The organism is Sorangiineae bacterium MSr11367, assembly GCA_037157805.1.
In the GTDB taxonomy this organism is placed as follows: Bacteria; Myxococcota_A; Polyangia; order Polyangiales; family Polyangiaceae; genus Pendulispora; species Pendulispora rubella.
Window position 1 is genome coordinate 460,870 of sequence record CP089983.1, and the last position, 15,971, is coordinate 476,840.

Here is a 15,971-nt window from a genome sequence, read left to right on the forward strand (position 1 = left end):
AAAACACGATGAAACGCCATTTCGAACGACATCCTTTCGAGACGAGCCGTACGGATACACTGCGACTCGGCCGCCGCGCGCTGGTCGGCGGCCTTGCAGGTACGCTCGGCGCACTTCTGCTGTCGCGCCGCGCACGCGGCGACGCCGCCACACCGAGCGAGCCCCATTTCTTCATGCAGGTGCTCGTCCAGGGTGGCTTGGACGCGGCCTATTCGTTCGACGCCCTCCCGCTCGAGATGACCGCGGCCGGCTTGCAACAGAACTACATCGGTGCGGAGCCCGCGCCCTGGGAAGGTGCGGATGGCACGCGGACCTTGGTGGCGGCGCCTACGCAGGCGCTTCGGCCGTTCCTGCAGGATCTCGCCATCGTCAACGGTGTTCTGACCAGCGTTGCGTTCGACGGCCACGGGCAGAATCGTAATCTGCTCCTTACAGGCAATCCATTTGGCGGAGTACCCGCCATGTCTCGATTGAATACCGAAACACCCATCGACTACGTGCAAGTGGGGGCGTTTGTCGCGGACGTTCGAGACGCTCGCTTCGTCCCGCTGAACGCAGAGACGGCTGCGGCACTCCAGGCCACGTTGTCGTCATCCGGAAAAGATACTCCCGACTTCGATGCGCATCTCCAGGCACGCTGTTCGCAGGCCGCATCGTCCGGAGCGAATCGCTTTTCCAATGGAGCCAGGGTCCTCGGAGGTGCAGCGGCACAGAGCGTGTCCCTGGCAGAGCGCATTCGCGCACTTCAGTTGCCGGCGATCGGTGCGCTCGCGGAACCCGATTTCGATGTGGCGTTGGATCGAAATCTCGCCATGATCGGAGAATTCTTTCGGCACGGGATTACCAAGTCGTGCCTACTCGACATAACCGGCGACATGCGCTTCGATACCCACTCGGCCGATGAAGCCAAAAATCAAGCCCCGATGTACGAGGCCGCCGCCAAACGTTTCGCCCGCGTTCTCGCCTATTTGAAGAAGACGCCGTTCGACGAACGCCGAACATTGCTCGACGTGACCACCGTCATGTTTGCCTCCGAGTTCGGACGTACGATGCGGCGTGTCGGGTATCCCGTCGACGATACGGGAACGGATCACAATACACTGGCCAGCACGATCCTTCTCGCTGGAAGGGGCATCGCTGCGGGCAGGGTGTTCGGCGGCACGGACTTTCGGACGCCGACCGAGGAGCTTTCGAGTGCCCACCTATCTCTTGACCCCTCCCGCATCAAACGAATGGGCCTGCCGATCGACTTCGCCACGGGCCGCTCCACCGATGCCAAACCGGCGCAATACGAGTCGGGTACCTACCTGGGACTCGCTTCCGTCGTCAACGCGCTCTACTCACTTTTTGGAGTCGACCGCCAGTTCTTCTGGGAGGCCGCACGCAACGAAGCCGCGCCGACGTTCAACGCACTCTTGAAGCGCTAATTTGATGCGTAGATATTCGGTAGAAAAGGGGCGGAGACCTCTTGCTTTCGTGGGACTGGGATTGCTGGCATGGGCGAGTGGGTGTGGTGGCGATACGGCCAAGTCGATTGGCTCCTCTCTTTGGTTTCTAGGACCGATTGTCGCGTGCGCAGTTTTTGGCTTGACGATCATGTTCGAGCGTCTCGTGGCTCGAAAGAAACGAGAGCCATGGATCCGACTCCTCTCTCGAGACGCATACGACGCCGTGCGAACGGGCAGCGTTGGAGTCCTCGCGGGCCTGGCGAGTGACGGCCAAGGACGGATTCGTCCACTCACGGCTCCATTTACCGGACGGCTGTGCATCGCCTTTCACATCGAAGTCATCAGCCGCGACCGATCAGGGGAAGAAGTCACGTGGGAGCGGATTTTCGAGGACGCCCGCGGGCACGCTCTGGTGACGGACGGCGGCACGAAATATCTCGGGCGTATCGAATTCGGTGGTGCCCGCGTTCTCTTTCCACCGGAGCTGAGCACGAACTACATTTCCGGCGCCACCGTGTACAGGAGCTCCAGCAGTGCCTTCGGCGGAGCGTCGCCACAGCTGCCGCTGCATCTCGCCGCGTTCGTGGCCCATGTCGAGTTGCCCGCTGCAACGAGGGATTCTCTCTTTTCGAGCGGACGCAATCTTACGTTCAACGAGCGAATCGTCGTGCCCGGCCAGCCCATTGTGGCGGGAGGACCCTGTACGGCCGATCCTGACGGAGGGGGGATCCTCGTCCATCGTTCGGAACGAGGCGATGTGTTCTTCGCGAACGGCACGATGGCCTCTGTACGGGCGGCCGCTCGAAAGACGTCGATTGGCTGGTTTCCCTTTGCTCTTGCCGCAATTCCAATGTTCGTCGGGCTCCTGGCCTTGACCGTCAGTGACTCGAACTACATCCTATTTGACTCCCCAGACACCGAAGTCACGGTAAAGGTCGATGGCTTCGAGATTTCCGCTTTGCACAGTCGAATGCACAAGGCCGGGCCGAACGTCGTGGGCACCTTCGGAAGAGTGGTGCTCGTCGCGAAGGTAGGCCCCGGCAAACACGCGCTCGAGATCTTCGATGCGGCGGGAAAAGTCCTCGAGTCCGCGGAGGTCAACGTGCCAACGTCGGGCTATCGCGCCATCTACTCCGTCGGTGGGGCGCGGCGATATTCTTTGGTATCGGTTGCCTACGGTCAATCGCTCGATGCTCCGGAGCAGGTTGAGCTCATACCGGGGCCCGTACCGCATCTCTCGCTCTTTCCAAGTGCACCAAAGACCTACGAGAATGACTTCACGGTCAACCGGGAGTTCCCAAAGAAGATCCGCAGTGAAGAAGGGGTCGTACTGCGCGGTTTGTGCACGGTGTCGGAAGAGTCCGATGTCGACTGCGCGTTCGAGACGCCAGCGACTCGTTGACGTACGGACAGGGGGGATGGGGGATGAGTTAGCGCGCCAACGTCGACGGGGCGTAGCCGAACTCCGTGCGAAAGGCGCTCGTGAAGTGACTATGCGAGGAGAATCCCGTGGCGAGCGCAATGTCCGTGAGGCGGCCCGCGCCGCGCCGCAGCTCGAACAGGGCGACGCGCAGGCGCACGCGCGTGAGGTAACCGTGGATCGTTTCGCCGGTGACCGTGCGAAAGACGCGGCTCGCGTGGAACGGTGATGTCTTGCACAGCGTGGCGAGGCGCTCGAGGGTGAGACGTTCGCCGTAGCGCGTGGCGATGACGTGCTGCAACTCGTCGGCAAGCCTGCGCCACGAGGGCGGGACGTCTCGCGCGGTACGCGGAGCCGGCTCGCTCGAGGTGACGAGGACGCGCTGGAGGATGGCCAGGGCGGCCTCTTCGACGGCCACGGGATCGGTCGCGCGCAGAAGTCGGACGTGCAACGTGGCCACCTCGGACGAGATCGGGTGCGAGGACATGGTGTTGCGCGGGAGGGCCTCCGCGAGCTCGCCCCGAACGAAAATCAAGGTGCTCGTGGCGGGGTTGCTCGTGGGCGATGCGCGCGTGTAATCCGCATGGGCGGCAGAAAAGGCGGCCGTCGCAGGGTGGATCACGTGCTGCTTTCGCCCCACGGCGCGTAAGTGCATGCCGTCGCGCGGCAGATCGAGCTCGGCGTAAACGGGCACCTCCTTGAACCAGCGCTTTTCCACGCCCCAGCAGTGCCACTCGCCAACCAGAAGATCGCCCCCCTCGAAGAGCGGACGGATGCGGGAGTGCGGTGACCAGATCATCGGACCCAAAGCATACCCGCGTGGGATTTCATTGCCACATCGAGGCTTTGGCGTCACGATCGCGCCGTGGATGTCCTGCATGCGCCTGCGATTCCGCGCGAGGTCGTCGCCCGTTTCGAGGCGATTGTCGGCGCCCGCCACTGCATTTCCGACCCCGAGCAGCTGCGCACCTACGAGTGCGATGGCCTGACCAGCTTTCGTGCGCGGCCCGGTCTGGTGGTGCTCCCGGGCACCACCGCCGAGGTGGTCGAGATCGTCAAACTCGCCCGCGCCGAAGGGCTGCCCATCGTTCCGCGGGGCTCGGGAACCGGGCTCTCCGGCGGCGCCCTGCCGGTGCCCAACGGCATTCTGCTGGGGCTCTCGCGCATGAAGCGCATCCTGGAAATCGACTTCGACAACCAATGGATGCGGGTCGAGCCAGGGGTCATCAACCTGGATATCTCCAAGCGCCTCGCGCCGCAGGGCTACTATTACGCGCCCGATCCGTCGTCGCAGCAGGTGTGCACCATCGGCGGCAATGTCGCGGAGAATTCCGGCGGCGCCCACTGTTTGAAATACGGTTTCACCACGAACCACGTGCTCGGCGCCAAGGTGATTCTCGCCGATGGCAGCCTCGTCGAACTCGGAGGTCCCGTGCTCGACGCTCCCGGCTACGACTTGCGCGGCGCGCTGGTGGGCAGCGAAGGGACGCTCTGCGTGGTGGTCGAGGTGGTGCTCCGCATCCTGCGCAAGCCCGAGGCCACGCGCACCTTTTTGGCGACCTTTCCCACCACCGGCGAAGCGGGGAATGCCGTATCGCTCATCATTGCCGCAGGCATCGTCCCTGCGGCCATCGAGATGATGGACCGCTTGGCCATCGTGGCCATCAAGGCTGCCACCGGCGTCGACTGGCCCGACGTAGGCGCGGCGTTGTTGATGGACGTCGACGGCCCCACCGCCGAGGTCGAGCACACCGCGGCCGAGGCCACGCGCCTTGCACGCGAGGCGGGCGCGCTCGAGATCCGTGTGCCGCGCGATGCCGCCGAGCGCGATGGGATGTGGCGCGGCCGCAAGAGCGCCTTTGCCGCGATGGGGCGCATCAGCCCGAACTACGTGGTGCAGGACGGGGTGATTCCGCGCTCGGAAATCGCGCCGGTGCTGCGCGAGATCGAGCGGCTCTCGGCGTCGTCGGGGCTGCGCATCGCCAACGTCTTCCACGCGGGCGATGGGAATTTGCACCCGCTGGTGCTCTACGACGCGGCGGTGCCCGGGCAGGAGAAGCTCGCCGAGGAGACGGCGGGCGAGATCCTCAAGATATGCGTGCGCACGGGGGGATCCATCACCGGCGAGCATGGCGTCGGCGCGGACAAGGCGCCGTACATGGTCGAGATGTTCTCCGAGGACGATCTGGAAACGATGAACATGGTGCGCTGCGCCTTCGATCCCGAGGTGCGCATGAACCCCGGCAAAGTCTTTCCCACGCCGCGTCTCTGCGGGGACAAGCCGGGCAAGTACGTCCCGCATGAAACGGAGATCTCGGGACTCGCGGGGCGCGGCTGATGGCCACCGTTCTGGAGGCCCGTGTGGAGCGCACGCCGGCAAATGCCGACGAGTGCGCGCAGGCGATGTCCGAGTGCGCGCGCGAGCGATGGCGCGTCGGCTTCGTGGGCGGCGCAACGGAGCTTTCGCTGGGGAACCCGCCGTCGGGGCTCGATGCGGTGATTCGCACGCGCGGCATGGCGCGCGTGCTCGAGTATGCGCCGTCCGACATGGTCATCACCGTCGAGGCGGGGGTCACGCTCGCGGAGGTGCACGCGGTGGTGGGCGCCGAGCGGCAGATGCTGGCGCTCGATGCACCGCACCCCGATCGGGCGACGCTCGGCGGCGTGATTGCGACGGGCGCCTTCGGGCCGCGGCGCGCGCGTTACGGGGCGGTGCGCGATCTCATCATCGGCGTTACCTTGGTGCGTGCCGACGGCGTCGTGGCACGGGGTGGTGGCAAGGTCGTCAAGAACGTCGCGGGCTTCGATCTGCCGAAGGTCGTCTGTGGTTCGCTGGGGACGTTGGGGCTCGTTGCTACAGCAACGTTTCGCCTGCACCCATTGCCCGATGCGGCGGCGACGGTGGTGTTTCCTGGTCTCTCGGCGGAAGCGGTGGTGTCGCAGGTGGAGCGACTGCGGCAGGCGCAGCTCGAGCCGACCAGCGTGGTGGCACTTGGGAAGCACCCCCTCCCAGCCTCCCCCGGAGGGGGAGGGGGCCTTGACTTGGGGGTGCGATTCGAGGGGTTCGAGCGGGCGATCGCTCATCAGGTGGAGCGGGCGTGCGGGCTGGGTGCAGAGCGGCTCTCGGACGAGGCTGCGGTGGCCTTTTGGGCGCGGCATGACCAGTCGCGCATGCAGGGGGCGTTGCGCATCAAAGTGGCCACGTTGCCGTCGCGGCTCGTCGCGCTGCTGAAGGCGCTGGAGCCGTTGATGGACGCGCTTCGGGGCGGGGCGTTCGTGGGCTATGCGAGCCTCGGACTCGGCTTCGTCTCGGGGGACGTCGCCGATGCGCCGGCCGTGATCGCCGCATTGCGCACGGCGCGTGAGGCGTTGGTCTCGGTGTCGGGGGCGGCGGGTTCGCTCGTCGTCGAGGAGGCGCCGGCGGACGTGCGTGCGGGCATCGATCCGTGGGGGCCGGCCGCAGCGGGATCGCTCGCGGTGATGGGCGAGCTCAAACAGCGCTTCGATCCCGAGCGGCGTCTCAACCCGGGTCGTTTCATCGGAGGCCTCTGACATGGCGGAGCGAAAGCTCATCGACGACTGCGTCCACTGCGGTTTCTGCCTCCCCACGTGCCCCACGTACCAATCGTGGGGCGAGGAGATGGACTCACCGCGCGGGCGCATCTACCTCATGAAATCGCTCACCGAGGGCAATGAGCTCTCACCCACGGTGGTGCGCCATTTCGATCAATGCCTCGGGTGCATGGCCTGCGTGACGGCGTGTCCTTCGGGCGTGAAGTACGATGCCCTCATCGAGCAGACGCGCGCCGAGGTGGAGCGCTCCCCGGCGCGCACGGCGTCGGAGCGATGGTTTCGCGGGATGATCTTCGCGCTCTTCCCGCACCCGAGTCGCCTCAAGGTGCTCGTCCTCTTTCAGCTCCTCTACGTCAAAACCGGTTTGCGCTGGCTGGTCCACAAGCTGGGCATCTTGCGTCTTCTGCCCGCGCGATGGCGCAACCTGGAGACCTTGATGCCTGCGGTCTCGCCGCATCAACTGCTCGCGCGCCTTCCTTCGTTCACGGCCGCGCAGGGGACGCGGCGCGCGAAGGTGGCGCTGCTGCCCGGCTGCGTGCAGCGCGTCTATTTCCCCGACGTCAACGAGGCCACGGTGCGCGTGCTCACCGCGGAAGGATGCGACGTCGTCATTCCTGACGATCTGCGCTGCTGCGGTGCCCTCTCGGTGCATGCCGGACGCGCCGACGAAGCGCGCGATTTTGCACGCGCCGCCATCGAGGTGTTGGAGCGCGCCGAGGTCGACACCGTGGTGGTGAACGCGGCCGGATGCGGCTCGTCGATGAAAGAGTGGGGCCGCTTGCTCGCGGGCGATCCCGCCTGGGCCGCGCGCGCCGAGGCCATGGCGCACAAGGTGAAGGACGTCACCGAGCTTCTTTCCCAATTGGGGGCCGTGGCACCGCGTCATCCTTTGCCCTTCAAGAAAATCGCCTACCACGATGCCTGCCATCTCGCGCACGCGCAGCGCATTCGCGAGCAACCGCGCGCGCTTTTGCGGGCGATTCCCGGTGTGGAGATCACCGAAATTGCCGATTCGGATCAATGCTGCGGCAGCGCCGGCATTTACAATTTGGTCGAGCCGGAGAGCGCGCGCGTCATTGGAGAGCGCAAGGTCGACAATGTTCTCGCTGCGGCCCCCGAGCTCCTGGTGAGCGCCAATCCGGGTTGCACCTTGCAGATACGCATGCTCCTTCGCGAGCGCGGGCAAGACGTGCAGACGGCGCACCCCATCGAGCTTCTCGACGCATCCATTCGCGGTACGACCTTGCGCGGGTGACGCGATGCCGTTGGATCGTGTACAACCCGACATGTGAAGGCTGTTTCGGGGGCGCGCGGCGAATCGGCGCTCAAACGGGATCTCGGGCCGTTTTTGGCGACGTTCATCGTGGTGAATGCCATCATCGGTACGGGAATTTTCAAGACCCCCGCCACGGTGGCGCGCCAGGCTGGTTCTTTGCCCGCCGCCTTGTTCGTATGGATCGCGGGCGGATTGATCTCGCTCGCGGGGGCGCTGTCGTTGGCCGAGCTTGCGGCATCGATGCCGCGCACGGGCGGGATCTACGAGATCCTACGCCGGGGATACGGGCCCGGGGTAGCGTTCCTGGTGGGGTGGACGAAGTTGGTTCTGCTGATCCCGAGCGCGGTCGGAAGCTTTGCGCGGCTCGCGGCGGAGGCCACGACGTCGCTTCTCGGGCTCGCGCCCGATCCCGAGCGGGAAGGGCGGGTGGCCGCGCTTTTTCTGGTGGCGAGCATCGTGGCCAATCTGTTCGGCGTTCGCCAGAGCGCCGTGCAGCAGGCGGTGATCACCTTTGCCAAGTACCTCGGCGTGCTGCTCATCGGGGTGCTCGGGTGTTTGCTCTCGGCGCGCGCGGGTGTCGATTCTCTTCCGCTCGCGCACCCGTTGCCTTACGCCACCGAGCCCACCGCGTTGGGCATTTTCGGTGCGATGGTTTCCGTGATGTGGGCCTACGAGGGCTGGGCCGATCTGTCCTCGCTTGGCGGCGAGGTGCGCGAGCCGGGGCGCACGTTGCCGCGGGCGTTGGTGGCGGGCACGTGCCTCATCGTGGCGGTCTACCTCTTTGCCGTTGCAGGGTACGCGAACATCCTCGGGCTCGAGGGACTGCGCCGTTCGGGCACCGGCGGTGAGATGGCCGCCACCAACCTTGCGACCCTGACGTTGGGGCCGGGTGGCCGGCGCGCCGTGGCGGCGCTCGTGCTCATCTCGTGTGTCGGTGGTTGCATGAGCACCTTGCTCACCGCGCCGCGCCTCCTGATTCCGCTGGCCACCGACGGGCTTTTTCCTCGGGTGCTGGGCACCGTTTCGAGCCGGGGCGTCCCGTGGGTCGCGGTGATCCTGGGCGGATTTTTGGGCCTGCTGTTCGTGTCGTTCCGCTCGTTCGAGCAGCTCACCGACGCGTTCGTGTTCGGGTTCTATCCCTTTTATGGTGCCGCGGTGGCCGCCCTCTTCGTGCTTCGCCGTCGCGAGCCCGATCTGCCGCGCCCCTTCCGCGTGCCATTCTACCCCATCACGCCCATCGTGTTCGTGTTGGGCGCGTTGGCGGTTCTTCTGGGAAGCCTGGGCGACGCCGACGAGAACGCGTTGTTTTCGTTGCTATTGGTGTCCGTGGGGATTCCCATCTATTTCGTTTGGAGCAAAGTGTCGGCGCGCAGGTTGAGCAGTTTGAATCCGAACCAACCCCAATAGACCCGGTGGTGGGCGATGAGGCCCTCCGCGATATCCATCATTTCGATGAGGTCGACCTGATCGCCCTGCGGGGTCTCGCGGGGGTACTCCCAGGTCAATTGTTGCCCATTCGAGAAGAAGGTCCCCGTTCGGTACCACGGGGCCTTGTTCGGAAACATGCGGATGCCCGCTTCGAAGAAGGGCCAAATCTCGTGTTTGCCCTGCAGGACGCCGCTCGCTCGGTCCGGAAATACCGCAAGGACCAACGGCGTCTCGAGGATAGCGTCCTCGGCATAAAGGGCGAGGGTGCCCTCGAGGTCCTTTGCCTTCACGGTGGCGTGCCACTGTTCGTAAATTCGGAGAATGTCGCCGGTGGTGGTCATCCGCGTGAACATGGCATGGCGTTCGCGCGGATCGGTTCGAGGGCCATCGAAGTATGACGGAAAAATCCGCGATGGCGGGGAGGGATGCTTTGTCGAATGGAACGGGGGTAGTTTGCGTAAGGACCCGAGAAGGAGTTCTTCCCATGCGATGGTACGTTCTTGCGTGTTTGGCTTTTTCTGCTGCGGGGTGTGACGTAGGCGCGCCCGAGGTCGAAGGTGAATCGAGCCGCGCTGCACTCGATGACGCGGCCCCGGTGGAGAATTGGGACTACGATCTGCGCGAGACCAGTCTCTCGCTGGACGTGTCCAATTTGACGGCGACCGCCATCATCGAGATTGGACCGAACCTTCGCGGAAGCGCGTCCTTCGAGATTGGCGATCTGGAGATTCGGAGCGTGCGCGGTCGCCGCGGCCCGCTGGCCTACGTGGCCGAGGGCAAGAAGTTGCATGTGAAGGTTCCGCGTTCGTCGCTCCCGGCGTCTTTCGAAGTGGCGTATGCCTTCAAGCCGCACACCCAATTCGATGGATGGGATCCCGGCACGGGGCTGACGTTCCTCTGGCCGTACTTCTGCGGAAACCTTTTCCCGTGCAAATCGTCGCCGGCGGACGGGGTCGAGTTCCGGATGAAGGTGACGGGGGCGCCCGAGGGCAAGAAGGTGATTTATCCCTCGCACATTCCGAACGATGCACCATCGTACATGCCGGCGGTGGCCGTCGGCGATTTCACCGAGGTGGATCTCGGGCGCACGCTGTTCGGGACGCAGGTGAAGGCGTGGCACCTGCCCGGTCAGGAAGCGGTGACGGCGCAGGGCACGGCGCACCTGCGTGGGGTCTTCGAGTTCTACGAAAAGACGTATGGGCGCTACACGTTCGGCAACGTGGTGGGAAGCGTATCGGCCAATTGGGGACCGGGCGCGTACGGCGGAATGGAGCACCATCCGTATTGGCACGTGGCCAGTGGGTCGTTCGACTCCGAAGAGGTGCACGCCCACGAGGCGGCCCACGGATGGTTCGGCAATGGCGTGCGCGTGGCGTGCTGGGAGGACTTCGTTCTCTCGGAGGGCTCCGCCACGTATTTGGCTGGGCATGCCTTGAAGAAGCAGGGCGTCGATATTTGGCCGAAGTACGATTGCCGATTGAAGGCACTGTGCGACGCAGACCAGGCGCATTCACCCAACGCGGTGGCGCTGCCGGACAATACGTGCAACCAAATCGACATTTTCACGCACCCGATTTGGTCCGGGATCCCCTACTACAAGGGCGCGCATTTCTACCGCAAGGTGGCCGAGTTGATCGGCGAGGAGCAGCTCGATCGCGCGTTGGCCGAGTTTTATGGCCGCTACCACAATCGCGATGCGCGCATGCAGGACTTGCTTCGCGTGATCGAGCGGTACGCGGGCGCGAAGGCAGGGGACGTCGAAGCGCTCGCCACCGGCTGGCTGCGTTCCTTGGAGTGCCCTGCGGATTGGGAGACGCTCTGCCCGAGCGGACCCTAACTCAGAAACGCGCGCATTTCGTCGTAGAGCAAGTCCGGTACTTCCTCGGGGATGTAATGCCCCGAGGGGACCACCCTGCCGCTGACGTTGTCGGCGACCTCGCGCCACAGTGCCAGCGCGTCGTAACAATGTTCGATGAGGCCATATTGGCCCCAGAGCACGCGAAGCGGGCACGCGAGCTTGCGCCCGGCATCGCGATCGGCCTTGTCGTGGTCCAGATCGATGGTGGCCGACGCCCGGTAATCTTCGCACATGGCATGGACGGCGCCGGGTTGGGCGATGGCCGCTTTGTAGGCTTGCAGCGCCTCGGGTGCGAAGATGGTGAGTCCGGCGGGGGGGCTGGTCATGACCTTTTCGACGTAGGCGTCGGGGGCCGCGCCGACGAGTGTCTCGGGAAAAGGTGGCGGCTGGATCAAAAGGAACCAATGAAAGTAGTACGAAGCGAATATGCGGTCCGTGCGCTCGTACATGGCCAACGTGGGGGCGATGTCGAGGAACATGGCCTTGTCGACATGGGCCCCGTGATCGGCGCAGAGGCGGTGCCCCACGCGTGCACCGCGGTCGTGGGCGCAGAGGAAGAAGCGATCGAAGCCGAGCGAGCGCATGACGGCGATTTGGTCGTCGGCCATGGCGCGTTTGCTGTAGTTCGAATGATCGGGCAGACCCTGAGGTTTGCTCGAGGCGCCGTAGCCGCGTAGATCGGTGGCGATGACCGTGTAGTGCTCCGCGAGGCGGTCCGCAATCGGGTGCCAGATGAGATGGGTCTGCGGGTGGCCGTGCAGGAGCAGCAGCGGAGGGCCGTTTCGGGAGCGGCTGATGCGGCCGGCGATCTGGGCGTCGCCCGTGTTGACGTGGAAGGAGTCGAATCGCTCGAACACGTGGCCTCCTTTGAGGATCTGACCGCGATGTTACAGGCGCCGGCCGCTCTCGAGTAGCATGGTTCTGCGATGAACTGGCTGGGCTACGCTCTTCTCTCCGCGGTATTTGCTGCGCTGACGGCTATTTTGGCCAAGATGGGCGTGCAGGGCGTGCCCTCGAATCTGGCCACGGCGATTCGCACGGCCGTGATTCTGGTGTTCGCGTGGGGCATCGCGCTGGCCACGGGTGAGGCGCGGGCGGTGGGAAGCATCAAGCTGCGGGCGCTGACCTTTCTCGTGTTGTCCGGGCTGGCCACGGGGCTTTCGTGGTTAGCCTATTTTCGAGCGTTGCAGCTCGGGCCCGCGTCGCGCGTGGCGCCGGTGGACAAATTGAGCTTGGCACTCACCATCGTACTTTCGGTGGTGGTGTTGAAGGAGCAGCTCACGTGGAAGCTCGGTCTGGGGGTGGGGCTGATCACCGCGGGGGTGCTCGTTACGATTCAGAAGTGAGTTTGGCGGGGTTCCCCCAAACGGCTGCAGCGATGCGCCAACCGTCCGTGGTTCGCAGGAGCAGCAGGTGATCGATGTAGCGCGTGCCGCGTGAGACGACTTCCAATTTGGCATGGCCGATGGTGCCGGAGCCCGCCGCGTGGAGGATGCGCCACTTCGCTTCATGGCCGTCTTCGTTTCGCGCTTTCCGGGCGGCGTATTTCGCCGCCCATTCGGAGACGCTCTCGCGTACGTAGGGGGTGCCGCTTTTGGCATGGACCGCGCTGTAGATGCAGTCCTCGAGATGCGTGCTCGCGAGAAGTGCCGGATCGTGCGCGCCGGCGGCTCGGATCTTGTCGTCGAGGATGTGCCGGATTTCGGCTTCGTCGGCCGGGGCAGGCGCGGCGTCGCCCTCTTCGAGGCGCTGGAAGACTTTGTCGGCGATGAGCCATCCATCGGGGCTTTCGACGACCAAGAGGTAATCGTGAAACCGATACGTGTCGAATCGCGAGTTCGCTTCGACGAGGGCCATGGGGCCTTCGCGGTCGATGATGCGAAGGGTGCGTTCGAGGGCGGGGCGGCAGGGACTCGCGGTATCGAGAACGCGCCACCACGGCAGCTGCGCGCGCGAATGCAGGGCACCGGCTTTGTCGAGCCACAGCATGTGCGCGGCGGGGTGAAACGCGGAGCGAAGGATTTGACTCGAGCATTGGTCGCTGGCCTTGAAATAGGCTTGAACGGCCTGTTCGGGTGCGGTGTGGGCAGAGGCATTGGACGGAGGCATGGGACCCTTTGCGATGGCGGGCGAGCAGCCTGCCAGGAGGAGCGTCAGGCAACGCAGATGATGCAGATAGCGCACATTGGGACGATGTCCGGGGAATGGCTGCGGAGCCAATCGATACTCTGCATAGTGTCTATAGAATTCGTCGATGGGGCACCGCGACGCTTGCGGGTGATGTCGAAGAGCGCGGGACGGCGTCCGCTTGCCGAGGCCTCGTCGGGTGACTACGTTCTGCGCGATGTTTTCCCGGGGCCATGCATGGCGCGACCGTTCGTTGGTTCGCGCGTTGCGATGGCTTGCCATGGTCGTGGTGCTCACGTTGGCGGCGACGCCGGCGCCCGCGGCATCGCTGCGCTCGGCCGATGGTATCGTGCTCGTGGCGAGTGCGGTTGCGGCGGAGGTTGCGCCGATTCGCTCCGCGCGGAGCGTCCGCGGTGTTCGTTGGCCGGCGCGGCCCCCGGTTTCGAGGCGGCCGATAGGCTTTCGGCGGCCGAACGATGGCTGGCCCGCGGTCGTTCGCGGACGGATCTATTTGCTCGACTGCGCCTTTCTTCGCTGAGCGAGCGCGCGTTCTTCCCCGAACCGTGCTGGCTGACTCATGGCGAAGAGGAGTCTCTCATGTCGAACTGCGCGAACGGCGCGCCCGTGCTTCGTACGGCGCGCCGCTGGTCACGTCGGATGCTGTCCATCGCATGGCGCATCGTGCGCATCGTTCTCATTGGATTTGCAGCGATGGGGCCCAATGCGCCGCCGCCGCCGCCTCGTCCACCGCCACCGATCGAGATTCGCGTGGACGAAGGCGAGTCGTTGGAGCGGGAACAAGGCTAGGTTTCCGTTAGTGCGTGCCGACGGTGCCGAACGTTGCGGGCGGGTTGGACGTCAACGACGGTGCAGGTATGCCCGCGGGAACCTTGACGATGACGTTTCCCGCGCCGCCCCCGTCGCCGCCGCATCCGGCTTGCGATGCGCACGCCCCGGGTTGCCCCGGTGCTCCGCCTGCTCCGCCCGGATAGGACTCCGCCCACGGTGGCGTCCCCTGGTATCCATCGCCGCCTGAACCTCCCCATCCGCCGAGTGCCGTTGTCCGGGCGTCTTGGCCGGTTGCTATCGTCTTGGCTTCGAGCAGGATGGCGCCACCCGCACCGCCACCCGCACCATCCCCCGCAGAGCCGAAGGCCAAGTTGCCATTCGCCCCAAACTCGCCGCTTTCGCCGCTCACATCGATGGTGCCGTTGAAGTGGAGGTCCCCGCACGAGGTGAGCTGAAGTGCCATACCGCCGCGTCCGCCTGCGGCGGATTGAGGAGGCGTCCCTCCTGGGCATCCGCGCGAACCGTACGTACCTAACAGCAGCGGCGTTCCGGTGGTGCCCGTGGCGTTGGTCCCTCCGCGCCCACCGGCAAAGGTGCACGCGCTGTCGCCCGGAATGGGGCCTGACTCGATGGTGCCATCCACCGTCAATGAGCCCGTCGCCACGATGGCGACCGGCGACTGAAACTGGCGGACCGTGAGTCGGCCCAAAATGGACACGTTTGCAAACTTGTAGACGCATATATCTGGCAGGCCCTCGCCTTGCGAAACGCGGGCAGGACAATCCGTGGTGGCATCGAGGGTCTCCCACGAGCCAGCGGGTACGATGAGGTCGCGCTCTCCGGCCGTGTCGCACGTATCGGCTGCGAGATTCGTCGGGGTGAGTCGTGTACCCGCGTTGCATGCACCGCCGTTCAACCGGTCCCGTCTCGCGGCCATTGTGGGGGGTGACGCCGCTCGCTGTTTCGCGCCCTGCTCGGAGGCCGCCGCAGGATCGACGTTGCTCTCCGACGCGCAAGCCACCATCGTGATGCAGAATGCCAGGCAAGTAACGCTACGCAATTTCATGAGAAGGGAACCTCCGTCTCGAATTGGTGCCTCACGCAAGGATCCGTCACTCGAGAAACCATGGCGCGATATGCCGACTGGGCGGCGTGCCAGTCTTGATGCGCGATTGTGGGCAGCCGCCGGCGCAGACGGTCGTCCCTTGGGGGCACGCGGCGGCGTGGAGCGAAGCCGTTCCCCCCTTGGAGATTTGCCGTTAGCGGAATCCCAACGACGGCAGGGGGAGGGGACAAACGGGTGCGCAAACGAGCGCTCCGCGCGTTCGCACACATGCTGCTGCTGGCGATTCTTATTTGCCAGATGAAAAGGAGGCATAAGGTCCGGTGGATGCGATCAAATTTTGCAAAGGCAGCTACCCCAACGAGGATGTCCGCCACCGGTCGGCGCCCACTGCGCGTCCCGTCACACGTCGCGTGTTGTTCCCGCTTATTCGGGGCTCCCTCAGGAGCCGGTTTCCGACGTTCACGGGCACGCGGCGAGCTGTCGACTCCCGATCGTACCAAATGTCGACCCATCGTCTGCGGCCTCGACTGCGCGGTGTCCGGAGCATCGCGCGGTAAGAGGCCTACCCCAATGCATTGCCAGATTGGGGCCATCGTCGCTGCACCCCCGCGCAAGCGGAAAACGAGCAGGTCACGAATCGCGTGAACCTGTCCGGGTCACATTCGTTCTGTCCCAGGACAGGCACCCATTCCGTCCCGTGACGTTCGTCCGGTGGGGAATCGGCTCGTTGGCGCCCGCATGTCTGCCGACCAGAAGGCGCGTCCCGCTTCCATGACACAAGGCGTTGGAAGCTCATTTCGTTGGACACAACGAAATCAAAATCTGCGACATCGTAAGAAGACGCGCGTCCATGATTCAGGAGCATGCGCGACGCGAGGAATCCGGCGCGTGAACAGGCGCTTCACCCGTGCGCTACCGGGGAATGGTGATCCTCCGTATCGTGTTGTCGCCACGAATGGCAACTCCACCTGAAATCGCTTGCGCGA

15 protein-coding genes are annotated in these 15,971 nt (G+C 64.9%); 10 read left to right on the plus strand and 5 right to left on the minus strand.

The annotated features are described in order from the left end of the window. Positions 1-8 precede the first annotated feature (8 nt). Entirely contained in the window at positions 9-1,427 is a 1,419-nt protein-coding gene (locus LVJ94_01875; protein ID WXB06012.1) for a DUF1501 domain-containing protein, read from the plus strand. Positions 1,428-2,205: 778 nt separating this feature from the next. Continuing rightward, complete coding sequence (locus tag LVJ94_01880) at positions 2,206-2,850, plus strand: hypothetical protein (GenBank protein ID WXB06013.1); 645 nt, start codon at positions 2,206-2,208, stop codon at positions 2,848-2,850. 28 nt (positions 2,851-2,878) lie between these two features. Here the strand turns inward: LVJ94_01880 and LVJ94_01885 are convergent, their stop codons facing one another. Further along, complete coding sequence (locus LVJ94_01885) at positions 2,879-3,667, minus strand: helix-turn-helix transcriptional regulator (GenBank protein WXB06014.1); 789 nt, start codon at positions 3,665-3,667, stop codon at positions 2,879-2,881. 66 nt (positions 3,668-3,733) lie between these two features. Here LVJ94_01885 and LVJ94_01890 point away from each other — a divergent pair, with 66 nt between their 5' ends. The 4 genes from LVJ94_01890 to LVJ94_01905 are packed head-to-tail and all read left to right on the plus strand — an operon-like array spanning position 3,734 to position 9,124. Continuing rightward, complete coding sequence (locus tag LVJ94_01890; GenBank protein ID WXB06015.1) at positions 3,734-5,206, plus strand: FAD-binding protein; 1,473 nt, start codon at positions 3,734-3,736, stop codon at positions 5,204-5,206. Continuing rightward, positions 5,206-6,420 carry an FAD-binding oxidoreductase gene (locus LVJ94_01895; GenBank protein WXB06016.1) on the plus strand — a complete coding sequence of 405 codons (1,215 nt, stop codon included), beginning with the start codon at positions 5,206-5,208 and terminating at the stop codon, positions 6,418-6,420. Before LVJ94_01890 ends, LVJ94_01895 begins: the two co-directional genes overlap by 1 nt. Before the next feature lies 1 nt (position 6,421). Further along, positions 6,422-7,696, plus strand: coding sequence for a 4Fe-4S dicluster domain-containing protein (locus LVJ94_01900; protein ID WXB06017.1), 1,275 nt, complete (start codon positions 6,422-6,424; stop codon positions 7,694-7,696). 33 nt (positions 7,697-7,729) lie between these two features. Next, entirely contained in the window at positions 7,730-9,124 is a 1,395-nt protein-coding gene (locus tag LVJ94_01905) for an amino acid permease (protein WXB06018.1), read from the plus strand. Here the strand turns inward: LVJ94_01905 and LVJ94_01910 are convergent. Next, entirely contained in the window at positions 9,058-9,498 is a 441-nt protein-coding gene (locus tag LVJ94_01910; GenBank protein ID WXB06019.1) for a nuclear transport factor 2 family protein, read from the minus strand. The genes LVJ94_01905 and LVJ94_01910 overlap by 67 nt on opposite strands. Before the next feature lie 131 nt (positions 9,499-9,629). Between LVJ94_01910 and LVJ94_01915 the strand changes: the two genes are divergently transcribed. After that, on the plus strand, positions 9,630-10,982 hold the full coding sequence (locus LVJ94_01915; GenBank protein ID WXB06020.1) for a peptidase M1: 1,353 nt from the start codon (positions 9,630-9,632) through the stop codon (positions 10,980-10,982). Here the strand turns inward: LVJ94_01915 and LVJ94_01920 are convergent. Continuing rightward, entirely contained in the window at positions 10,979-11,860 is an 882-nt protein-coding gene (locus LVJ94_01920; GenBank protein ID WXB06021.1) for an alpha/beta hydrolase, read from the minus strand. The two genes, LVJ94_01915 and LVJ94_01920, sit on opposite strands and share 4 nt — an antisense overlap. A gap of 69 nt (positions 11,861-11,929) precedes the next feature. Between LVJ94_01920 and LVJ94_01925 the strand changes: the two genes are divergently transcribed. After that, positions 11,930-12,349: an EamA family transporter gene (locus LVJ94_01925; GenBank protein WXB06022.1), complete on the plus strand. Its 420-nt coding sequence runs from the start codon at positions 11,930-11,932 to the stop codon at positions 12,347-12,349. Here the strand turns inward: LVJ94_01925 and LVJ94_01930 are convergent. Continuing rightward, entirely contained in the window at positions 12,333-13,112 is a 780-nt protein-coding gene (locus LVJ94_01930) for a nuclear transport factor 2 family protein (protein WXB06023.1), read from the minus strand. The genes LVJ94_01925 and LVJ94_01930 overlap by 17 nt on opposite strands. 235 nt (positions 13,113-13,347) lie before the next feature. Here LVJ94_01930 and LVJ94_01935 point away from each other — a divergent pair, with 235 nt between their 5' ends. Then, a complete protein-coding gene (locus LVJ94_01935) occupies positions 13,348-13,668 on the plus strand; it encodes a hypothetical protein (protein ID WXB06024.1) in 321 nt (106 codons plus the stop codon). 59 nt (positions 13,669-13,727) lie between these two features. Then, positions 13,728-13,937 carry a hypothetical protein gene (locus LVJ94_01940; GenBank protein WXB06025.1) on the plus strand — a complete coding sequence of 70 codons (210 nt, stop codon included), beginning with the start codon at positions 13,728-13,730 and terminating at the stop codon, positions 13,935-13,937. Between the two features lie 7 nt (positions 13,938-13,944). Here the strand turns inward: LVJ94_01940 and LVJ94_01945 are convergent, their stop codons facing one another. Then, positions 13,945-14,985 carry a hypothetical protein gene (locus LVJ94_01945; GenBank protein ID WXB06026.1) on the minus strand — a complete coding sequence of 347 codons (1,041 nt, stop codon included), beginning with the start codon at positions 14,983-14,985 and terminating at the stop codon, positions 13,945-13,947. Between the last annotated feature and the right edge of the window lie 986 nt (positions 14,986-15,971).

What these genes read in the sequence shown, in the direction of transcription:
- LVJ94_01875 (WXB06012.1), top strand. Translation starts at nt 9, where the DNA reads ATGAAACGCCATTTCGAACGACATCCTTTCGAGACGAGCCGTACGGAT.
- LVJ94_01885 (WXB06014.1), bottom strand. Translation starts at nt 3,667, where the DNA reads ATGATCTGGTCACCGCACTCCCGCATCCGTCCGCTCTTCGAGGGGGGC.
- LVJ94_01895 (WXB06016.1), top strand. Translation starts at nt 5,206, where the DNA reads ATGGCCACCGTTCTGGAGGCCCGTGTGGAGCGCACGCCGGCAAATGCC.
- LVJ94_01900 (WXB06017.1), top strand. Translation starts at nt 6,422, where the DNA reads ATGGCGGAGCGAAAGCTCATCGACGACTGCGTCCACTGCGGTTTCTGC.
- LVJ94_01910 (WXB06019.1), bottom strand. Translation starts at nt 9,498, where the DNA reads ATGTTCACGCGGATGACCACCACCGGCGACATTCTCCGAATTTACGAA.
- LVJ94_01915 (WXB06020.1), top strand. Translation starts at nt 9,630, where the DNA reads ATGCGATGGTACGTTCTTGCGTGTTTGGCTTTTTCTGCTGCGGGGTGT.
- LVJ94_01925 (WXB06022.1), top strand. Translation starts at nt 11,930, where the DNA reads ATGAACTGGCTGGGCTACGCTCTTCTCTCCGCGGTATTTGCTGCGCTG.
- LVJ94_01930 (WXB06023.1), bottom strand. Translation starts at nt 13,112, where the DNA reads ATGCCTCCGTCCAATGCCTCTGCCCACACCGCACCCGAACAGGCCGTT.
- LVJ94_01935 (WXB06024.1), top strand. Translation starts at nt 13,348, where the DNA reads ATGTTTTCCCGGGGCCATGCATGGCGCGACCGTTCGTTGGTTCGCGCG.
- LVJ94_01940 (WXB06025.1), top strand. Translation starts at nt 13,728, where the DNA reads ATGTCGAACTGCGCGAACGGCGCGCCCGTGCTTCGTACGGCGCGCCGC.
- LVJ94_01945 (WXB06026.1), bottom strand. Translation starts at nt 14,985, where the DNA reads ATGAAATTGCGTAGCGTTACTTGCCTGGCATTCTGCATCACGATGGTG.